20 protein-coding genes are annotated in these 19,279 nt (G+C 52.9%); 8 read left to right on the plus strand and 12 right to left on the minus strand.

All coding sequences use genetic code 11. The features are described 5' to 3' along the window. Positions 1 to 11 precede the first annotated feature (11 nt). From LGV68_RS07720 to LGV68_RS07750, 7 genes are all read right to left on the minus strand, one after another. On the minus strand, positions 12 to 908 hold the full coding sequence (locus tag LGV68_RS07720; protein WP_075989972.1) for a DMT family transporter: 897 nt from the start codon (positions 906 to 908) through the stop codon (positions 12 to 14). Between the two features lie 155 nt (positions 909 to 1,063). Next, positions 1,064 to 2,377, minus strand: a complete 1,314-nt coding sequence (locus LGV68_RS07725; protein WP_202643268.1) for an alpha/beta fold hydrolase — start codon at positions 2,375 to 2,377, stop codon at positions 1,064 to 1,066. 115 nt (positions 2,378 to 2,492) lie between these two features. After that, positions 2,493 to 3,536, minus strand: coding sequence for a DUF2955 domain-containing protein (locus LGV68_RS07730; RefSeq protein WP_020429525.1), 1,044 nt, complete (start codon positions 3,534 to 3,536; stop codon positions 2,493 to 2,495). A gap of 12 nt (positions 3,537 to 3,548) precedes the next feature. Next, the gene (locus LGV68_RS07735) at positions 3,549 to 4,607 is read right to left on the minus strand and encodes an HlyD family secretion protein (RefSeq protein WP_020429523.1); all 1,059 of its coding nucleotides are present in this window, start codon (positions 4,605 to 4,607) and stop codon (positions 3,549 to 3,551) included. 19 nt (positions 4,608 to 4,626) lie between these two features. Further along, positions 4,627 to 5,097, minus strand: coding sequence for a transcriptional regulator SlyA (gene slyA / locus LGV68_RS07740; protein ID WP_020328817.1), 471 nt, complete (start codon positions 5,095 to 5,097; stop codon positions 4,627 to 4,629). A 187-nt stretch (positions 5,098 to 5,284) separates the two neighbouring features. Beyond that, entirely contained in the window at positions 5,285 to 6,241 is a 957-nt protein-coding gene (locus LGV68_RS07745) for a porin (RefSeq protein ID WP_020328818.1), read from the minus strand. A gap of 175 nt (positions 6,242 to 6,416) precedes the next feature. Further along, complete coding sequence (locus tag LGV68_RS07750; protein WP_020328819.1) at positions 6,417 to 6,842, minus strand: organic hydroperoxide resistance protein; 426 nt, start codon at positions 6,840 to 6,842, stop codon at positions 6,417 to 6,419. A gap of 129 nt (positions 6,843 to 6,971) precedes the next feature. On the opposite strand from LGV68_RS07750, the gene LGV68_RS07755 reads away from it, so the two are divergent. Both LGV68_RS07755 and LGV68_RS07760 read left to right on the plus strand, forming a co-directional pair. Next, entirely contained in the window at positions 6,972 to 7,442 is a 471-nt protein-coding gene (locus tag LGV68_RS07755) for a MarR family transcriptional regulator (RefSeq protein ID WP_052075059.1), read from the plus strand. A 104-nt stretch (positions 7,443 to 7,546) separates the two neighbouring features. Then, positions 7,547 to 8,161, plus strand: coding sequence for a fumarylacetoacetate hydrolase family protein (locus tag LGV68_RS07760; protein WP_061055329.1), 615 nt, complete (start codon positions 7,547 to 7,549; stop codon positions 8,159 to 8,161). 33 nt (positions 8,162 to 8,194) lie between these two features. Here the strand turns inward: LGV68_RS07760 and LGV68_RS07765 are convergent, their stop codons facing one another. From LGV68_RS07765 to LGV68_RS07775, 3 genes are all read right to left on the minus strand, one after another. Next, complete coding sequence (locus LGV68_RS07765; protein ID WP_020328822.1) at positions 8,195 to 8,515, minus strand: AzlD domain-containing protein; 321 nt, start codon at positions 8,513 to 8,515, stop codon at positions 8,195 to 8,197. Further along, a complete protein-coding gene (locus LGV68_RS07770; protein ID WP_061055330.1) occupies positions 8,512 to 9,234 on the minus strand; it encodes an AzlC family ABC transporter permease in 723 nt (240 codons plus the stop codon). Before LGV68_RS07770 ends, LGV68_RS07765 begins: the two co-directional genes overlap by 4 nt. 155 nt (positions 9,235 to 9,389) lie before the next feature. Further along, positions 9,390 to 10,226 carry an AraC family transcriptional regulator gene (locus tag LGV68_RS07775; protein ID WP_252536453.1) on the minus strand — a complete coding sequence of 279 codons (837 nt, stop codon included), beginning with the start codon at positions 10,224 to 10,226 and terminating at the stop codon, positions 9,390 to 9,392. A 189-nt stretch (positions 10,227 to 10,415) separates the two neighbouring features. Here LGV68_RS07775 and LGV68_RS07780 point away from each other — a divergent pair, with 189 nt between their 5' ends. Further along, positions 10,416 to 11,048 (plus strand): LysE family translocator, encoded by a 633-nt coding sequence (locus LGV68_RS07780; protein ID WP_024374880.1) that lies wholly within the window; start codon positions 10,416 to 10,418, stop codon positions 11,046 to 11,048. Positions 11,049 to 11,109: 61 nt separating this feature from the next. On the opposite strand, the gene LGV68_RS07785 is transcribed toward LGV68_RS07780, so the two are convergent. Further along, the gene (locus LGV68_RS07785; protein ID WP_020429517.1) at positions 11,110 to 11,688 is read right to left on the minus strand and encodes a TetR/AcrR family transcriptional regulator; all 579 of its coding nucleotides are present in this window, start codon (positions 11,686 to 11,688) and stop codon (positions 11,110 to 11,112) included. Positions 11,689 to 11,839: 151 nt separating this feature from the next. Between LGV68_RS07785 and LGV68_RS07790 the strand changes: the two genes are divergently transcribed. Then, positions 11,840 to 12,883, plus strand: a complete 1,044-nt coding sequence (locus tag LGV68_RS07790) for an alkene reductase (RefSeq protein ID WP_024374878.1) — start codon at positions 11,840 to 11,842, stop codon at positions 12,881 to 12,883. 65 nt (positions 12,884 to 12,948) lie between these two features. Here the strand turns inward: LGV68_RS07790 and LGV68_RS07795 are convergent, their stop codons facing one another. Further along, positions 12,949 to 14,661 (minus strand): phospho-sugar mutase, encoded by a 1,713-nt coding sequence (locus LGV68_RS07795; protein ID WP_252536455.1) that lies wholly within the window; start codon positions 14,659 to 14,661, stop codon positions 12,949 to 12,951. A gap of 315 nt (positions 14,662 to 14,976) precedes the next feature. Between LGV68_RS07795 and coxB the strand changes: the two genes are divergently transcribed. From coxB to LGV68_RS07815, 4 genes are read left to right on the plus strand one after another with little or no spacing between them, the layout of a single operon-like run. Continuing rightward, positions 14,977 to 16,146 carry a cytochrome c oxidase subunit II gene (gene coxB / locus LGV68_RS07800; protein WP_020328830.1) on the plus strand — a complete coding sequence of 390 codons (1,170 nt, stop codon included), beginning with the start codon at positions 14,977 to 14,979 and terminating at the stop codon, positions 16,144 to 16,146. Beyond that, positions 16,143 to 17,786, plus strand: coding sequence for a cytochrome c oxidase subunit I (ctaD, locus tag LGV68_RS07805; protein ID WP_024374876.1), 1,644 nt, complete (start codon positions 16,143 to 16,145; stop codon positions 17,784 to 17,786). The genes coxB and ctaD overlap by 4 nt, the downstream gene beginning before the upstream one ends. A 10-nt stretch (positions 17,787 to 17,796) precedes the next feature. Next, entirely contained in the window at positions 17,797 to 18,396 is a 600-nt protein-coding gene (locus LGV68_RS07810; RefSeq protein WP_020328832.1) for a cytochrome c oxidase assembly protein, read from the plus strand. Further along, complete coding sequence (locus LGV68_RS07815; RefSeq protein ID WP_047459547.1) at positions 18,393 to 19,277, plus strand: cytochrome c oxidase subunit 3; 885 nt, start codon at positions 18,393 to 18,395, stop codon at positions 19,275 to 19,277. The genes LGV68_RS07810 and LGV68_RS07815 overlap by 4 nt, the downstream gene beginning before the upstream one ends. The last annotated feature ends 2 nt before the right edge of the window (positions 19,278 to 19,279 follow it).

Consider the following 19,279-nt stretch of genomic DNA (forward strand, 5'->3'; position numbering starts at 1 on the left):
CCCGCTCTTGCTTATATTGATGCTGCTTGTTTTCGCGCTCTGAGTAATGCGAGCGGCGAAAAGTTGGTTACCATCATGGTGCCCGCCAGTACCAGTGCCGTGCCGAGTACCGTGTTAAGCCCAATGGTTTCGCCAAGCACCAGATAGCCCCACAAAATACCGAACACCGGGATCAAAAAAGTCACGGACAAAGTCGGCGACGGGCCGATCTCTTTCACCAGTCGAAAATAGAGCAGATAAGCCAGGCCGGTACAGATGATGCCGAGTGCCAGCACGGAAAGTACTTCAATCCCGCTTGGTGTTTCCCGCATTGGGATGAATGGCAACAAAGGCAGCACCCACAGCGAAGCTGCCCACATGCTGCCGTGCGAGTTATCAAACGACGAGATCGCCGGCGCGTTTTTGGTGTAGTTGGTCGCAATGCCATAACAGAATGCAGCCATGGTCGCCGCCACAATCGGCAATCCCGCATCAGTGCCGATCAGCGAATGGTCGAGGCCGACAATCACGGACACACCCGCGACACCAATCAGCAGACCTGCAATGGCTTTCGGGCTGAGTGGCGTTTTGTGCCACACATAGCCAATGACCGCACCCCAAATCGGCGCGGTGGAATTGAGAATGGATAAAGTAGACACGTTCAGTGTTTGCGCCGCATAAGCGAACAGCAGAAACGGCAGTGCGCTGTTGAACAGGCCGAGAATCATAAAGTGTTGCCAGTGCTGGCGAAACGGCAGTGATTTTTTCAGATACAGGCCAATCAACAGCAGGCTCAGAGCGGCAAATCCGACCCGGGCTTCAATCAGGTAGGCCGGGCCGAAGCTGTGTGCGGCAATACGTAAAAACAGAAATGACCCACCCCAAATGGCGGCCAATCCGAGCAGTTGAAGAAAACTGGCGACAGGCATGACGTATCCTTGTTGTGTCTGGAAAAGCTACTGTGAAGCAGTGCTGAATTTTGGTCAATCACTAAAAAGATTACACTGCCGGAAATGGCGAGTCCGGGTGGTAGGCAGAGATAAAAAAGCAGGCCGAAGCCTGCTCATTGAATTCTCAAACGGTGTTACAACAGTGGTTGGCCGAGGTTCGCCGCCGTCTGCTCACCCATGGCGATCAGTGTGTCGAGAATGTGTTCGCCATCGGCACGCAACCCGTTGTGTTCATACTGGTTGGTGATCCACGCTTTGCTGTTTGGGATCTGCTTGAGCGTTTCGCGGCTGATGTCCATTTCGACAAACATGTCGTCGGCGTACACCGCGCAACTGACCGGAACGGTGTTGCGCGCCAACACGCCGGCATCGTACAACTGACCCCAGTCCGCTTTATCCGCCAGCAATTGCGCAGCGTCTTTCAGTGGCAGCAGATTGGTGTAGAGATCAAACATCCACGGAAACACCATCTCGCCGGTAAACAGGAACGGTTGCCCCGATTGGTAATGGAACTCCGGGAAGGCATCACGCATGCGATGCGCCGACCATTGTGAGGCAAAACCCTGACAATAAATGGCTTCGTGCAGAATCGCGTAGATAGGGTTGGTCTGAAACCCTTGGTCCATCATCATGTGCTGCAAAAATTCATAGCGCAGAGTCTCTTTGCCATCGACGTCGATAAACGCATTTTCCAGCGTGAAGTAGGTCGGCATAAACGCATCACTCATACCGAAATGAATACCGATCTGTTGGAACTGCTCAACGGTAAAACGCTGGCCGTTTGGCAGGCGAACGTCGTTAGCGAGCAAGTGATCGGCAATGCGCTGACACATCGCCTGCGCTTGAGGAAACTGAGCAAAGAACGCGGCGTTTTTGTCCAGAGTGCGCTGGAAGGTGGCGCGGTAGACGTCATCCGGTTGACGTGACAATGACGGTACGCCGCCCGTGATGTAGCTGCGTAGCAGGCTCTCAGGGAACAGCGACAGATAGGTCAGCGAACAAAAACCACCAAAGCTCTGGCCAAGTATCGCCCAGCGTTCAACGCCCCATTGCTGACGGATGAACTCGGCGTCGCGTACGATGTTGTCGGCGCGAAAGTGGCTCAGATATTCCGCTTGCTGTTGCGGCGTTTTGCCTGCCAGTGTCTGGTGGTTAACCACGCTGCTTTGACCGGTGCCACGCTGATCCAATAACAGCACTCGGAACTGCTGCAGCGCGCGTTTCATCCAGCCGCTGCTGGCACTGGCGCGCGGCGCCGGAAAGCCCGGACCGCCCTGAAAATAGACCAGCCAGGGTTTGTGTTCATCATTGCCGCTGGCCGATGTCACGGCGCGGGCAAATACCGTGAGGGTTTCGCCCTCAGGTTGCTGATAATCCAACGGGACAGAAAAGGTGTACGGCGTGTAACGAACGCCCGCTTCAACGAAGCTGTGCAGGGAATGCATCATGACTGACTGATTTCCTTGTGAGTCATCTATTGGTTTGCGCAGACGATAGCACAAGGCTGAAGAGGGAGATATGACGCTCTGCGATTTTTGCCACAGAGCGTCATGGGGGTGTTACTTAACCTTCCATCGGCCCGAATCGGGTTGATTCGAAGCTGTTAAGGATGCGGTGGACCAGATAGGTGATCATCAGCGTGACCACAATGGCAAAGAAAATACTGCTGACCCGATACAGCGCGCTGTAGACCAGATCGCCGCCCGGACTGAGGTACTGACCAAACAGAATGCCCAGCGTCGTCAGGCCGCCAAATCCGGCGCCAGAGCCGCTGGATTCTTTCACGTGCATGTAGCTGAATACCATGGCGCCAATCCACAGCAGCGGCACCACAAACAACAGTAAGTCAGACCAATCGTACAACAGCAATTGCCCGGCCAGACCAAATGTCACACCGAGAATCGTCCCCATACCGCGTTTGCGTGCGTATCCCATTGCGCCGTTCCAGTGCATCGGAAACAGCAGCAGAATGGTGGTGGCTTGCGCCGAGAGGGAATCGCTCAAATCAAACACCTGAAATACGACAAACGACAACGTGGTGATGGTCGCGCCCATTAACGCCTCGTGACGCATACGGTGCGACTGCTTGGGCGTCGTCGGACGCGGTGGCGGCTGACGAGGCTCGGCATCCGGCATCACAAACGTCACCAGATAGGCAATCATCACCGACAAGACGGTGGCAAAAATATTGCCAAAAATCAGGTCGTTGAGATCGGTGGTCGGGTAACTGGCAAAGTGCAGCATAATACTGAGACTGATGATGCTGTTGGCACCGAACAGAAACAGGCTGCCTTTTGACATACAGGCAAACTTATACAGAAACAGAAAGAAGGCGATGATGGTCATCATGCCCGGATGCGTACCGAAGTAGCCGCCCAGAATTCCCACTTCCAAACCACATACCACAGCAGAAGCCAGCAACTGGCGTGCCGCGTGGGCGCTCATTACCGGCACCATACCGAGCAGCAGCATCGGCGTGACGGTGTAGAACACCCCGTAGTTCCACCCCATCAACTTATTAAAGGTGAAACCCAGTGTGGCACCTGTGGCGATACGCAGACATTGCCGGAGATCGTTCTCCGACAACGGATGGTCCCATAGTCTCATGCCATCACCTGCTTAGTAGATGTAGTGCAGAGCACTCAGGAAACGGATCTGGATTTTCGCCAGCAGATTAAACACGCTGTTTTCCGGCAACAACTGGACGGTCGCACGTGCGCCCGCTGGCAGTTTTTGCAGCTGTTCATCGCTCAGCGCCAGATGCAGACGCATACGCTGCGCGTCACGTACCCAGCGAGTTGAAGAGGTCGGTGACGCCAGCAGGCCGTTGGCATCAAACTGACCGGAGCTCACACCGGCATCGACACTGCTTACACGCGCCTCAAATACCTGACCCGGTTTGCTGTCAAACGCGATCAGCGCATCGCTGTCGGTGCTCAGATGGCGCAGGCTCTTCTCTCGGAAATCGGCAATCACATCCACCTGGTTATCTACCAGAGCGATCAGCGGGCTACCCGCCGCCGCGTAAGTACCGGCTTCGAGTTGCAGGTTGGTCACCACGCCATCATTTTCTGCCATCACTTTGGTGTAAGACAGATTCAGTTTGGCTTGGTCGAGTTGGTTCTGAGCAACACGAACGCTGACGTTTGAATCGTCAGTGTTGCCACGGCTAACCTGAAGCTCTTTCAGGCGAGCGCGTGCGGCCGCCAGGTTGGCTTTCGCGGCGGTGGCGGAACTTTGCGCATCATCACGTAGCTGTTGCGAGGTGCCGTTGCGATTAAATAGGGTATTTAAACGGTTGTATTCGCGGGTTTTCTGGTCGGAAACGATCACCGCTGCGGTCACGTCAGCCTGTGCGGCAACAATTGACGCATCCAGCTGATCGTTACTTTGCATCGTGCGCTCTAAGTTGAGCTGAGCTTGTTCTACCGCCAGCTGATACGGCGCCGGATCGATCTGGAACAGAACGTCGCCCTTGTGCACGGTCTGGTTGTTCTTGACGTAAATCTCTGAAATTTGTCCGCTAACGCGTGGTGACACTTTGGTGACTACACGGGTCGCCATGGCTTGCGGTGTGAGCGGCATCGCAAGGTCGGCAACGAGAAAATAAGCAAAGACGAAGACAAACACGAAGCTGGAGTATTTGATCCAGCGTGCGAATTTCTGATCGGGTGTCATGGGAGTTTATTTCTCTTAATTAAAGGTTATCTGACTTTTCGCTAAGTGATTCGAGGGCATTGTTGGCAATCTGCTCCAGAATCTGACCGAGTTTGAGCAGCTCTTCATCGTTGATGTGAATAAGCAGTTGGCGACGAACCTGAAGAATACGCGTCTCCATTTGCTTGATCATGATGCGGCCTTGTTCGGTCAGGCTGACAATACGTGCGCGCTTATCGCTGGCACAGCAGTGTCTGGTGATGAGTGATTGCTCTTCGAGTTGGTTGAGCGTGCGCATCAATGACGCCAGTTCTATCTCCAGCGCTTCGGCAAGATGTTTCTGGCTGATGTTGTCGCCAAGGCGTTGCAGTTTCCATAGTGCGGTCCAGCGAGGATGTGTCAGGCCCAAAGGAGCCAGCTCGCGGTCAGCCACCATCTTCCACAAACGCGAAACGCGGGCGAGTTTTTCAGCCAGAGTCAGCTCGTAAAGGCTGTTGATGTCTTGAATCATGATGCTTCCCTAAATACTTAGCGTGCTAAGTAATATAATTTAGTTAGCACGCTAAGTAAATGGGATGTGATAGAAATCACAATAAAAATTCTAAGCGGATGAGAATGGCGTGAATCAAAAACAAAAAAGGCCAAGCGAATGCTTGGCCAAAAGGACAGTAAGTATCCTTGGGAGTATCGAGAGCCGATTAGAAATCGTAGCGGATACCAGCTTGTAGTTGGTCGTCTTTGTCGTTCAACTGTTCAAACTTGTAACCTGCGTAAGTGCGGATGTGAGCGTCGAACTTGTACACAGCTTCGATTGCGAAGTTGTTTGCTGTTTCGCCGTCAGTATCAGCATCTTGGTTTTCTTGGTAGTTGTACACACCAATCACATCCAGTTGCTTCGTCGCTTTGAATTTTGCAGACAGCTCGTAAGCGATGTAATCGTCGTCGCTCTTCTGACCTTGAGCAAACAGAGCAGCCAGAGTCAGCGTGTCGATTGGTTTAACTTCTGCTGCCAGGTTGTACTGTTTGTCATCGTTGTCCTGACCAACGTAGCCCGCACCCAGAGTGAACATGCCGAAGTTATACATTGCTGCTACGCCGTAGCTGCTGTTTTCGTCGCCGTTCAGTTCTTTCTCATCCGCTGCCAGGTAGTTGGCTTTCACGGTCAGAGAATCGAATTTACCGGTGTACAGGAAGTTGTTCTGACGTTTGTCTTTGTTGCCCGTCACGATGTCAGCAGCATCTGCACCGAACGTTGCCATGGTATCTGTCAAATCAGTCAGCATAACCTGAGCTGAATCTTGTTTACCGTATGAGAATTCACCGATAGAAGTACCCACACCCGCGAAGAAGTAACGGTTAGTCAGGTTTTCGTCGCCATCGAATTCAGCTTCGTATTTACCAAAGCCGTACAGGTTGTCAGAAAACTGAGATTTACCCACAAGGTTTACGCGAGCACGTGACTTGTCTTTAAATTTCGTTGAACCTGACTCTGTTGCCGTTGCGTCAGATTCGTTGTTGTCTGATACGTTGAAGCGAGCTTCAGCTCGGCCGCCAACTTTAAGTTCTGTACCATCTGCTTTATAAACAGTTGCCGCCATTGCTGAGCCAGAAACTAGTGCTGCGAAAATCGCGGTTGCTACTGCTGCTTGTTTCATTGTTATTACCTTATTCATAGTTTACGAGCTTCGATGCTCTATCGTTTGGTTGAGAGTAAGGTAGGTTTTTTAAATGACGGTTTGATTTCTGGATTGTTACGTTTAGGTTTTGTTTTTATTGAAGAAAAATGAAAAGCCCGCCGATTGGCGGGCTTTTGTACAAATACAGAGCGAATTAGGCGATTTTTACACCATTGGCAATTACACCCACGGCGATGTTGCCGCGCGTTGCGTTTGAATAAGGACACACCTGATGCGCCGTTTTCACCAGCTCAACCGCTTGCGCTTCTGGCAGATCCAGCGTCGCTTCCAGATTCACCGTCAGGGCAAAGCCGCCGCTCGCGTTCGGACCAATACCGACTTCAGCGGTAACCGGGGCTGATTTCAGTGCTACTTTCGCTTCACGTGCTACGTGCAGAATTGCGTTTGAAAAGCAAGCCGAGTAACCCGCAGCGAACAGTTGTTCCGGGTTAGTGGCAGCGCCAGTACCGCCCATCTCTTTTGGATAGCTTAGTTCCAGTGACAGTAGTCCGTCATCCGTTGAAACTTTACCGTTACGGCCAGCCAGTGCGGTTGCTTTTGTTGTGTATAGCGTACTCATGATGTTGCTCCTTTGGGAATATATATTGTGTAAAATTAAGTTGTGTGCAATCTAATTGTTAGCAATATTAAATCGATCTTGAGATGGAATGCAAGTATATTGTGCACAATTTAATTGTGAGTGATGAAGATGAGTCGTTGTGTTCCTTCCCAGAACCCTTTTCCTGTCAGTGATGACGAGCTGTTACTGCTCGACAACCAGCTGTGTTTTCCGCTTTACAGTGCGGCGAACGCGGTGGTGCGCGCTTATCGCCCGTTGCTGGAAACGCTGGATCTGACTTATCCGCAATATCTGGTGATGATGGTGCTGTGGCAGCAAAACGCCATCAGCGTGAAAACGTTGGGTGAAAAACTGCATTTGGATTCCGGCACATTGACGCCGCTGCTCAAACGTCTGGAAGGTAAAGGGCTGGTGGAGCGTCGTCGCAGTCTGACCGATGAGCGTGCACGCGAGTTGTGCCTGACAGAGCAGGGAACGGCTTTGCGCGAACAGGCTTTGGCAGTACCGAAGTCGATGGTGTGCAAGTTCGACCTCGATATCGAAGAACTGGTGACGCTCAAACAGTTGTGTGAAAAGGTGATTGGTAAACTCAACGGATAAGAGTTTGCCAAGGATCAGAATTTTGACATCGCGCGCGCTAATTTTGTTGGCGATTGAGTGGGATACGGTACACTTTGCGCTCAATCATCATTCAAGGAAGAGATATGAAGGCGGTTCGTTTCGAAGAGCAAGCAGTGAGCCCGTCCAAAATTTTATGCGTCGGACGCAACTATGTGGAACACGTCAAAGAGCTGAATAATGCCATCCCGGATCAGATGGTGGTATTCAACAAACCCAACAGCAGTATTTCCAGTACGCTGCGAGCCTTTCATGAAGAGCCACTGCATTACGAAACAGAAATCTGCTTCGTGGTTGAAAACGGCCAGTATGTGGGTGTCGGACTCGGATTGGATCTGACCAAGCGCGAACTGCAATCGCAACTCAAACAAAAGCAGCTGCCGTGGGAGCGCGCCAAGGCGTTTGATGGTTCTGCGGTCTTCAGCCGCTTTGTGTCGCTCGCTGGTCTCGATATTGAACAGTTGTCGCTTGAGCTGTTCATCAACTGCGTGCGTGTGCAGTGTGGCGGTGTTTCACAGATGATGTTCAAACCAGCAATGATTCTGCAAGAGCTGCAATCGTATACCACGCTGTTTGACGGTGATATCGTCATGACGGGCACGCCGCAGGGTGTTGGGGTTGTGCACGCGGGGGATGTGTTCCTCGGCCGCCTGAAATGCGGCGAACAAACCTTACTCGAAATTGAATGGCTAGCCGAATAGGCTAGCCTTTTTTCTTTTGCAATCCAGCCAATGTTAGGCGCTGAAGACCACCAAGTTCAGCAGCAAAAACACCGCCATACTGACCACGGTCGTCAGCAGTACGTTCTTGGTTCGCCACGCCAACAAACCTGCCAACAACGCGGCCCAGATGTAAGGGTTGGTGCTTTCCAGCCACAGCGATTTTTCATGCGTAAACACAATGGGAGCCCAGATAGCGGTCAGTACTGCCGGGCCGGAATAACTGAGTAACCGTTGTAAACCCGGGCTCAGGCGCAGTGGCAGTTTAGGTTCTAGAAACAGATAACGGCTCATGAACACCAGTGCCGTCATGGCCAGAATCGATAACATGATCATGCCTGACCTCCTTGCAGTTGCTCAGTCGCGTAGCCTGCCAGCATGGCGCCGACACTGGCAATCATCAGGCTGCCATCCACACGGAGCACCGTCAGGCCAACGGACAGTAGCAGCGCCACCACCACCGACACCACCACTGGCAAACTCTTAATGTTCGGCACCACGATGGCGATAAAAGTGGCGGCAACCGCAAATTCCAAGCCGAGTTCGTTCAGTGCCGGAATGTAGCTGCCAGCGATAATGCCGACCAGAGTCGCGAGGTTCCAGATCAGATAGAAGCTCAGCCCTGCTCCCAGCGCATACCAGCGATTGAATTGCTGTTCACTTTGCTGACCGCACAGCGCAAACAGCTCATCGGTTAACAGAAAGCCCAACGCTAAACGCCAGCGTGTCGGCAGTGGACTGATTTTGCTGCGCATCGACACACTGTAGAGAAAATGGCGCGAGGTAATAAACAGGGTCGTGATCAGCATCGTCATCAAACCTGCGCCCGCTTTGATCATACCGGTCGCAACCAGTTGCGCCGATCCGGCAAACAAAATGGCTGACAGTGCCTGACTTTCAAACGGGTTGAGTCCGGCATCAATCGCGAATGACCCAGCCAGCAGCCCCCAGGGCAAAACAGCCACGCTCAGCGGCAGCATGGCGACGGTTCCCTGCCAGAACAGGCGGGATTTGGATTCGGTGTGAGAATGTTGAGACAAAACGGTACTACTCATGAAATCGTCCTGATAGTGAATGCTGACTTTATACGCAACTGGCGTAAAGATACAGTGCGTCGCCGCTACTGGGATGCGAGCGGGCAAGATTCATCACATCACAGCCGCGGGGCAATTACTTGTACAAAGTTGCTCACTTCAACCGAGCAGGCGGTTCAATGCTGAACGTATTGTTTAGGGGTAATGCCCATTGCCTTTTTGAAGTGACGGTGCAGATGGCTTTGATCGTGAAAGCCGCATTCCTGCGCGGTATCGGAAATCGAGTGGCCTGCTTTAAGCAGCTTGCGTGCGTAACGCAGGCGAGCCTGAATCTGGTAAGCGTGTGGTGGAAAGCCAAACTGTTTTTGAAACGCCCGCACCAGATGAAACGGGCTGATCCCCGCCAGTTTTGCCAGTTCCTCTAACGAGACATCCGCCTGCGGAAAATCATCCAGAAACTCTTTAACCAGAGTCAGTTGCTGCTGCGCTTTAGACATCTCGACCGGCTTCGGCGGCGTTTTGCCGTGACGCGCCATCAGCTTGACCAGGCTGGCGTACACCAGCGTTTCACGCAACAGGCGATTGTCGGATTTCTCAAGCGTATCAAACACCAAGCGAAATTGATTGGCGAGTTCCGGATCGTAAACCACGGCTTCGGGAAAGTAGGGAGTGCCGTAACCACCATTACCCAGCTCGCGCGAGATAGCCTGAAACTGCTCGGGTAACGGGTACATCGCTTTGTAAGCCCAGCCGCCTTCGACCGCTGAATGGCCGGTGTGCACTTCGTCGGCGTTGACCAGAATGATGCTGTCTTGCGGGGCAACATGGTTGCCGCCTGTGCGGTAGAAACGTTGTGCGCCGCGCTCAATCACACCCACGGTATACCCTTCGTGGCTGTGACGAGAAAAGTTCTGTGTTTCGTATTGGGCATCAAGCAGCTCAATGCCGCCGAGTTCGTCGGCCACCTGAAACTTGGCACTTTCCTTTGATTTTGAGGCGCGTTGTTTATCCATAATCCACTCTTTGCACGACGGCTGTTCAGTCTACTTCAAACCGTATCGCGTTTTTTGTACAAAATTGCTCATATGATTGAATATAAAATCATTAACCAATTATCTTTAATTAGTTGGATGATGGTATTGGATTGATCGATGTTGTTGATATAAAATCCGCCGCTTCCTGATTCCTATAAAATATTTACTATGATCGACTTTGCTGTTTTGCCGGTCTATCTCACTGCGGTGGTGGCGTTGTTGTTGCTGCCGGGGCCGGATATGTTGCTGATCGCCAGTTCGAGTCTCAGCTACGGACGAAAAGTAGGGGTGTTTGCCAGCCTGGGCAATGCGACCTCCGGTATTATCCTCACCATGTTGGCCGCGCTGGGCGTATCGGCATTGATTGCCATGAGCCCGGTGGCGCTGCAGATCCTGCATCTGCTCGGCGGAGCTTACCTGCTCAAAATGGGTTTTGATTGCATGCGTGCCAATGCGGCGCAGGCACCGGAACTCGAGGGCAGCCAGACGATGGCGAGCACCTTTTATCAGCGTGCGCTGGTGAGCAATCTGCTCAATCCGAAAGCTCTGGTGTTCTTTGTGATGTTTTTGCCGCAGTTTGTTTCAGGCAATATTGCCGCGACGTCGGGAGAGCAAATGCTGGCACTGGGACTGCTGCTCAATGTGTGTGGCTTGCTGTTTAACCTGCTGCTGGTTGGGGCGGTGGGAGTATTTGGTCAGTCTCTGCTCGACAATGAGAAGTTTCGTACTTATCAGCACAAGCTGATGGGGCTGATTTTCTTCGTGCTGGCGTTGTGGATGCTGAGCGACTTGCTGCACTAATTTCACACCATCGAAATCAAAAACAAAAAGGCACCGAAGGGTGCCTTTTTCGTGTCTGGGGTTAGGCCTGAATGGTCGAGAGCAACTGATCGGACATTTTGCACAGCAGCTCTTTCTTCGGCTTGGTGTGGGCAAATGAGCGCAGGCCGTAAATACCCATCACCAGATACTCGGCCAGAAAATCACAATCCGCATCCGGGGCGATTTCGCCGCGCTGCTGCGCCTGATTGAGCTGCGCCAGCAAACCAAGCTTCCAGATATTCAGTGTGTCGCGAATCACTTGCTCTACTTCGTCATCCTGCTGGGACAACTCACTCAGGGCCTTTTGCAGCAAACAATCCTTGATCTCTTCGCGTGCACACTCGTCCACCACCATGCAAAAGTAGCTTTTCAACCCTTCCATCACGGTCGGTTGTGCGGCAAAGATGGCGTTGAATTCCTCGGTGCGCTCGCAGGCGTAATGTTCCAGCGCTGCCAGCAGTAAGCCGCGTTTATTCTCAAAGGCACAGTAAATCGAACCAGGGTGCAGACCGGTGGCTTTTTTCAGGTCCTGCATGCTGGTTTTGTTGAATCCCTTCGACATAAATTCGTACATCGCAGAGCGCAATACCTGCTCTCTGTCAAATTCGGCTACGCGCACATCGCTTCTCTAACTCAATTATGTTGGTGCGATTCTACTCCGATTTCTCTGCGCTGACAAAAATTCTTGAACGATCATTCAAAATATATCTTGAATGATCGTTCAAGTTTGATCTAGCATAAGCGCATTGACTAAAAGCAAGGACATTGCGATGACCGATTTACTGTTTCAACCTTACCGACTGAATGACCAGATCACTCTGGATAACCGTATTGTGATGGCACCTCTGACCCGTTGTATGGCGGGCGAAGGTCTGGTTCCGACTGATGAAATGGCGGCGTACTATGCGCGCCGTGCCGATGCTGGCCTGATTATCTCTGAGGCGACGATTATTCGCCCGGACGGTCAGGGTTACCCAAGCACACCAGGTCTGTTTTCTGCTGAACAAGTGGAAGGCTGGAAGAAAGTGACTGCGGCAGTGCACGAACGTGGCGGTAAGATTTTCGCTCAGCTGTGGCACACTGGCCGTGTTGCGCATCCGGCATTTTTTGATGGTGAATACGTATTGGCACCTTCAGCGGTCGCGTTTGAAGGAACGGTGCCGCGTCGTCGCGATCTGACTTACACCGTGCCAAAAGCGGCAACGAAAGAAGAGATTGACCAACTGATTGAAGACTACGCAGTCGCGGCTGAAAACGCGATTGTGGCCGGGTTTGACGGCGTCGAAATCCACGGCGCGAACGGTTACCTGCTGGATCAGTTCCTGCACTACGACACCAACCTGCGTGATGATGAATTTGGTCAAACGCCGGAAAATATGGCGCGTTTCCCGCTGGCGGTGATTGATGCCATCATTGAACGCATCGGCGGTTACCGCACCGGTTTACGTTTGTCACCGGGTGCGTATGCGCACATCAGTCCGGATCCACGTGACCGCGCGGTATTTGACTATCTGCTGGCCGAGCTGGAACAACGCGAATTGGCTTACCTGCACGAAGGTATGTTTGACGACAGCATGGAGTTTGATTATCTCGGCGGTAAAGTGTCGGAATACATGCGTCAGCATTACTCGAAAACGCTGATGGCGGTGGGTGGTTTCACTGCACAAACTGGCGCTCAGGCAATTGAACAAGGTCTGTTTGAACTGCTGGCGATCGGTCGTGCGTTCATTGCCAACCCGGATTACGTGTCGCTGGTGCGTGATGGTCAGGCAGTCAAAGCATACGATGAAAGCATGCTGGCTGAACTGGTGTAAGTTCACTGGTTAAGCGCGAATTCATGGCAATAAAAAGCCCCGCTTCGGCGGGGCTTTTCGCATGATTAATGACCTTGCAGGCTGGTCTGGTGCTCGCTGATCAGCAGCGCCATCTGTTCATCGGCACGCTCCTGGGCACTTTCGAAGCTTTCGTTGTGAGCAAAGCTGCCCACCACCTCGTAGTAACACTTCAGTTTTGGCTCCGTACCGGATGGGCGAACAATCACACGTGCGCCGCCATCAAGGTGATAAATCAGCACGTCACTGCTTGGTAAGTCGATGCTTTCTGTCGTGCCGTCTTTAAAGCGGCGTACGGAATGCTTCAGATCATCGGTGCTGATGATGGCTTTGCCGGCAATTTCGTGCGGCGGTTCATTGCGCAGGCGATCACCGACAGGTGGTGCCGCAGGATCGAGTGCGATGCTGCGCTGCGCCGTGACGTACAAACCGTGTTGACGGTAGATGGCTTCCAGCTGATCCCAGAGGGTTTTGCCTTGATCGTACAACTCGGCCGCAAGCTGAGCAAACGCCACCATCGCCGACAGGCCGTCTTTATCCCACACCGCATTACCTACGGTGTAACCCAGCGCTTCTTCGTAGGCGAACAGGAATTGATGTTGCTCGCTTTGCTGTTGCATGGCGATGTTGGTCAGCCACTTAAAGCCCGTGAGAGTCTGATAATATTTCGCCCCATGTGCCGCTGCGATTTTGCCCAGCAGGCTCGATGACACGATGGTGTTGCCCACCAATTGTTTGCTGGCGTTGGTTTTGCTCAGCAAGTAATGACCAAACAGCGTTCCGACCTGATCGCCGGTCAGCATCTGATAGCGGCCATCAGGTTTGCGTACGGCCACGGCAAAGCGGTCGGCATCCGGGTCGTTGGCGCACGCCAGTTCAGCGTCGATAGAGTCGGCAAGCGCAATCACCATGTCCATCGCGCCGGCTTCTTCCGGGTTGGGGAAGTTCACGGTCGGAAAGGTGCCATCCGGCTCGCGTTGTTCTTTCACGCTCAGCAGATTTTTAAAGCCTGCATCGTGTAGCAGCGTCTCGGCCATTTCAGCACCGACGCCATGCATTGCGGTGTAAGCGATGGTAACGGCTTGTGGGTTGGTGTGATTGTTCAGCAGTGGGCTGCTGTCAATGGTTTTGCGGTAAGTCTGGTAGTAGGCGTCGTCCAGCCATTCCAGCAGACCGACCTGATGGGCGTCATCCAAAGACATCAACGGCACCGCGCGCTGAGCGGCCAGATCGATTTCGCCAGCGATACCGGAATCGTGCGGTGGAATGATTTGCGCGCCGTTTTCCCAGTAGACTTTAAAGCCGTTATATTCCGGTGGGTTGTGACTGGCAGTCACTACCACGGCGGCGGCCGCATTGAAGTGTTTTACGCCAAATGCCACGACTGGGGTCGGGGCGACTTTGTAGGTCAGATAAACTTTAATGCCAAGTGATGCCAGCACGGCTGCTGTGTCGTGGGCAAATTGTTGTGAATCCGGGCGACCATCATAGCCAATCACCACACCACGCATTTTGGCATTGTCGACTTGTTTGATGAGGTATTCTCCGAGTCCGGCTGCGGTTTCCTGAATCACCAAGCGGTTCATTCGATTCGGGCCACAGCCGACTTTTCCACGCAGGCCAGCGGTACCGAATTCCAGTCGGGATTTGAATCGCTCCTGCAGCTCGTCAAGATTCTGCGCATCAATCAGCGCCTGAAGCTCCTCGCGGGTTCTTGGATCGGGATCTTTCGCTAACCATTGCGTGACTTGTTGCATCATGGTTGTCACCTTATTTTGTTCATTGAGTTGTTAGTGTAAGTGATATTTATTCTCGATTATGAGGGCGCAATCGCTAAACTTTTATGGCCTGATGCTTTCGCAGCATGGTTGCCCAAGTCTTCGCCTACTCCAATCTTAGGACAAATTTTCAGTCACTTATCTCCCTCAAGACTTTATTGTTCGTTTCTTGAACAAACGCAAAACACTAACTAGCCTTTAGTTAACATAAATATAACAAATTGTGTCGAATTCGCTGTTCACACGGAGCCCATCCAGAAACGCACATGCCGTGCGGCTGAGCAGAGGAGATCTCTCTTGAGAAGATTTGTGACCAATCTGTGGCTGTGGACTGATCTGATCCTGATCGGCTTTGCGGCCCCAGCGATTTCTGCTGAACGATCACTGAACATGACACCCGGTGTCACCGAAATCAGTGGCAAGGTGTATCACCTGCACATGCTGATTTTCTACATCTGTGTCGCGATTGCGCTGGTGGTGTTTGGTGCCATGTTCTACGCCATTTTCAAGCATCGTAAATCCAAAGGTGCGGTGGCGGCACATTTTCATGAAAGCACCAAAGTTGAAATAATCTGGACCATCATTCCGATCGTCATTCTGGTCGCGATGGCCATTCCGGCCACCAAAACACTGGTGGCGATGGAAGACACGTCTCAATCGGACTTAACCATCAAAATCACCGGCTCACAGTGGAAATGGCACTACAGCTATTTCGATGAGGGCGTGGAGTTCTACAGCCTGCTAGCCACGTCTCAAAAGCAAATTGACGGGATTGAAGCTAAAGGCGCGCACTACCTGTTGGAAGTGGATCAACCGCTGGTGGTGCCGGTGCACCGTAAAATCCGCTTTCTGCTCACTTCTGATGATGTGATTCACTCTTGGTGGGTGCCTGCCTTTGCCGTCAAAAAAGACAGCATTCCCGGCTTTATCAATGAAGCATGGACCCGGATTGAAGAGCCGGGCGTCTACCGCGGCCAGTGTGCTGAACTGTGTGGCCGGGCGCATGGCTTTATGCCGATTGTGGTACAGGCGATGGCCGAAGACGATTACGACCAATGGCTGAACGATAAGAAAGCGGAAGTTGCGCTGGCCAAACAGGAAGCCGAAAAAGCATTGCAAAGTTCGATGTCGCTGGATGAGCTGATGACGCTGGGCGAGAAAGTGTATCTCGACCGCTGCGCCGTGTGTCACCAGCCAACGGGGCTCGGAATTCCGGGTGCGTTCCCGGCGATGAAAGGCAGCCCGGTCACTACCGGCGATGTGCATCAGCATATCGCAACAGTGGTCGATGGCCGTTCGGGCACGGCCATGCAGGCATTTGGTAACCAGCTGAGTGAGAAAGAGCTGGCGGCGGTCATTACTTACGAACGCAATGCGTGGGGCAACAATACTGGCGATGCGGTGCAAGCGTCAGACATCAATGCGTTTAAAACTCAGGGACAAGCCAGTGGCAAGGAGGGGCAATGAAACCGTCCACCGAACAATCCAAATCGGCTCCGGTAACGGATGCGGATCTCAGCCGTGCAAACAGCACGCTGGCGCTGGATGAACACGAACATCACGGTCCGCCGAAAGGGCTGACCCGCTGGCTCTATTCCACCAATCACAAAGACATCGGTACCCTTTATCTGTGGTTCAGTTTCACCATGTTTTTGATTGGCGGCGCGATGGCGATGGTCATTCGTGCCGAACTGTTCCAGCCCGGTCTGCAACTGGTGAAACCGGAGTTCTTTAACCAGATGACGACGGTGCACGGATTGATCATGGTCTTTGGTGCGGTGATGCCAGCCTTTACCGGCTTGGCGAACTGGATGATTCCGCTGATGATTGGCGCGCCGGACATGGCGTTGCCGCGCATGAACAACCTCAGTTTCTGGATTTTGCCGTTTGCCTTTTTGATTCTGTTGTCATCGCTGTTTACCGAAGGGGGCGGGCCCAATTTCGGCTGGACCTTCTACGCGCCGCTCTCCACCACTTATGGCCCGGATAGCACTGCACTGTTTGTGTTCTCTGTTCATATTATGGGGATCAGTTCCATCATGGGGGCGATCAACGTCATCGTGACGATCGTCAATATGCGCGCGCCAGGCATGACCTGGTTTAAGCTGCCGATGTTTGTCTGGACGTGGCTGATCACCGCTTTTCTGCTGATCGCGGTGATGCCGGTGTTGGCCGGCGCGGTCACCATGGTGCTGACCGATAAGTACTTCGGCACCAGCTTTTTCGACGCGGCGGGGGGCGGCGATCCGGTGATGTTCCAGCACATTTTCTGGTTCTTTGGTCACCCGGAAGTGTACATCATGATTTTGCCGTCATTCGGTATCATTTCGGCGATCGTTCCCGCATTTAGCGGCAAGAAGCTTTTTGGTTATCACTCGATGGTCTACGCGACCAGCAGTATCGCGATTCTGTCGTTTCTGGTGTGGGCACACCATATGTTCACGACCGGGATGCCGGTGTTTGCCGAAATCTTCTTTATGTATTGCACCATGCTGATTGCGGTGCCAACCGGGGTGAAAGTGTTTAACTGGGTCGCGACCATGTGGCGAGGCTCGTTAACCTTTGAAACGCCGATGCTGTTTGCGATCGCCTTCATTGTGCTGTTCACCATCGGCGGTTTTTCCGGCCTGATGCTGGCGATTGTGCCGGCGGATTTCCAGTATCACGACACCTATTTTGTGGTGGCGCATTTCCACTATGTACTGGTTTCCGGCGCGGTGTTCTCGATTATGGCCGCGGCGTATTACTGGCTGCCGAAATGGACCGGACACATGTATGACGAACGACTCAGTCGTTGGCATTTCTGGTGTTCGGTCATTTCGGTCAATGTGTTGTTCTTTCCGATGCATTTCCTTGGTTTGGCGGGGATGCCGCGCCGAATTCCGGATTATGCGATTCAGTTTGCGGATGTGAACCAGATAGTGTCCATCGGCGGGTTTGCGTTTGGTTTGTCTCAACTGATTTTCTTGTGGTTGGTGATTAAGTGTGTGCGCGGCGGTGAGCCAGCTGCCGCAAAACCATGGGAACGTGCTGAAGGCTTGGAATGGACCGTGCCCAGTCCCGCGCCGCATCACACCTTCTCAACTCCGCCAAAAGTGGAAGAGTAGGAGGTGAGCGATGACGCAGCCAACTTCCGGCCAAGCCAACCGTAAACTGACCTTTAAGCTGCTGCTGGCGGTGGTGCTGATGTTCGGCTTTGGTTTCGCGCTGGTGCCGCTTTATGACGTGATGTGCAAACAGCTGGGCATCAATGGCAAAACTAATGAGGTAGCCGCCATTCAGCCCAAAGGCATGCAGATCGACGAATCGCGCACCATACGGGTCGAATTTATGGCGCACATCAGCCACAACATGCCGTGGACGTTTGCCCCGAAGGTGACACACATCGACGTTCATCCCGGGCAGGTGATTCAGACCGCGTATCTGGCCGACAATCTGTCGGGTTCGGACTTGGTGGGGCAGGCGGTGCCGTCTGTCTCTCCGGGGCAAGGCGCGACTTACTTCAACAAAATAGAGTGTTTCTGTTTCAGTCAGCAGCCGCTGATGGCCAAAGCTCACGCTGAAATGCCGTTGATTTTCTATATTGAGCCGGACATTCCGGACACCATCCACACTCTCACACTCTCATACACGCTGTACAACATTACGGATAAAGCGGAACCGCAACCTGCATTGGCCAACGCGGGAGTCTCTGTTTCGCAAGGAGCAACCCAATGAGTGACAAACCGAATGCGTACTATGTTCCGGCTCAGAGCCGCTGGCCGATCGTCGGCGCGCTGGCGCTGTTTATGGTGGCGGTCGGCGCGGGCATCACCGTGCAACACGTGGGCACAGATGGCGCTGGTGGGGTGATTGGCAAAGTCATCCTGTTTGCCGGATTTTTTGTGCTGCTGTACATGCTTTCCGGCTGGTTCAGCAATGTGATCGGCGAGTCGCTTGCCGGGCTTTATTCGGCGCAAATCGCCCGTTCGTTCCGTCAAGGCATGAGCTGGTTTATTTTCTCTGAAGTGATGTTTTTCGGCGCATTTTTCGGCGCGCTGTTTTATGCGCGTATGGTCGCGGTGCCCTGGCTGGGCGGGGCCAGCAACAATGCGATGACGCACGAAGTGCTGTGGCCGGGGTTTGAGGCCGTGTGGCCACTACTGACTACGCCGGGCGGCACTACGACCGAGGCTATGCCATGGGAAGGCATTCCGCTCAAAAACACCATTATTCTGCTGACATCGTCCATCACGCTGCACATGGCGCACCTGAGTTTAGAGCGCAACCGACGGATGGCACTGGTGGTGTGGCTGGAAATCACCATCATACTGGCGGCGTTTTTCCTCTATTTTCAGGCTACCGAATACCTGCATGCTTATCACGAGATGGGACTGACGCTGCAGTCGGGCGTGTACGGCAACACCTTCTTTATGCTGACGGGTTTTCACGGGTTGCACGTTTGTCTCGGCACCCTATTCCTGACGGTGCTGCTGGCGCGCATCGCCAAAGATCACTTCACGCCTAAAGACCATTTTGCGTTTCAGGCCGGCAGTTGGTACTGGCATTTTGTCGATGTGGTTTGGCTGTGTCTGTTCGTCTTTGTTTATGTTTTATAACG

Origin of the sequence: Vibrio sp. LQ2, from assembly GCF_023920125.1 — a bacterium.
In the GTDB taxonomy this organism is placed as follows: Bacteria; Pseudomonadota; Gammaproteobacteria; order Enterobacterales; family Vibrionaceae; genus Vibrio; species Vibrio fluvialis.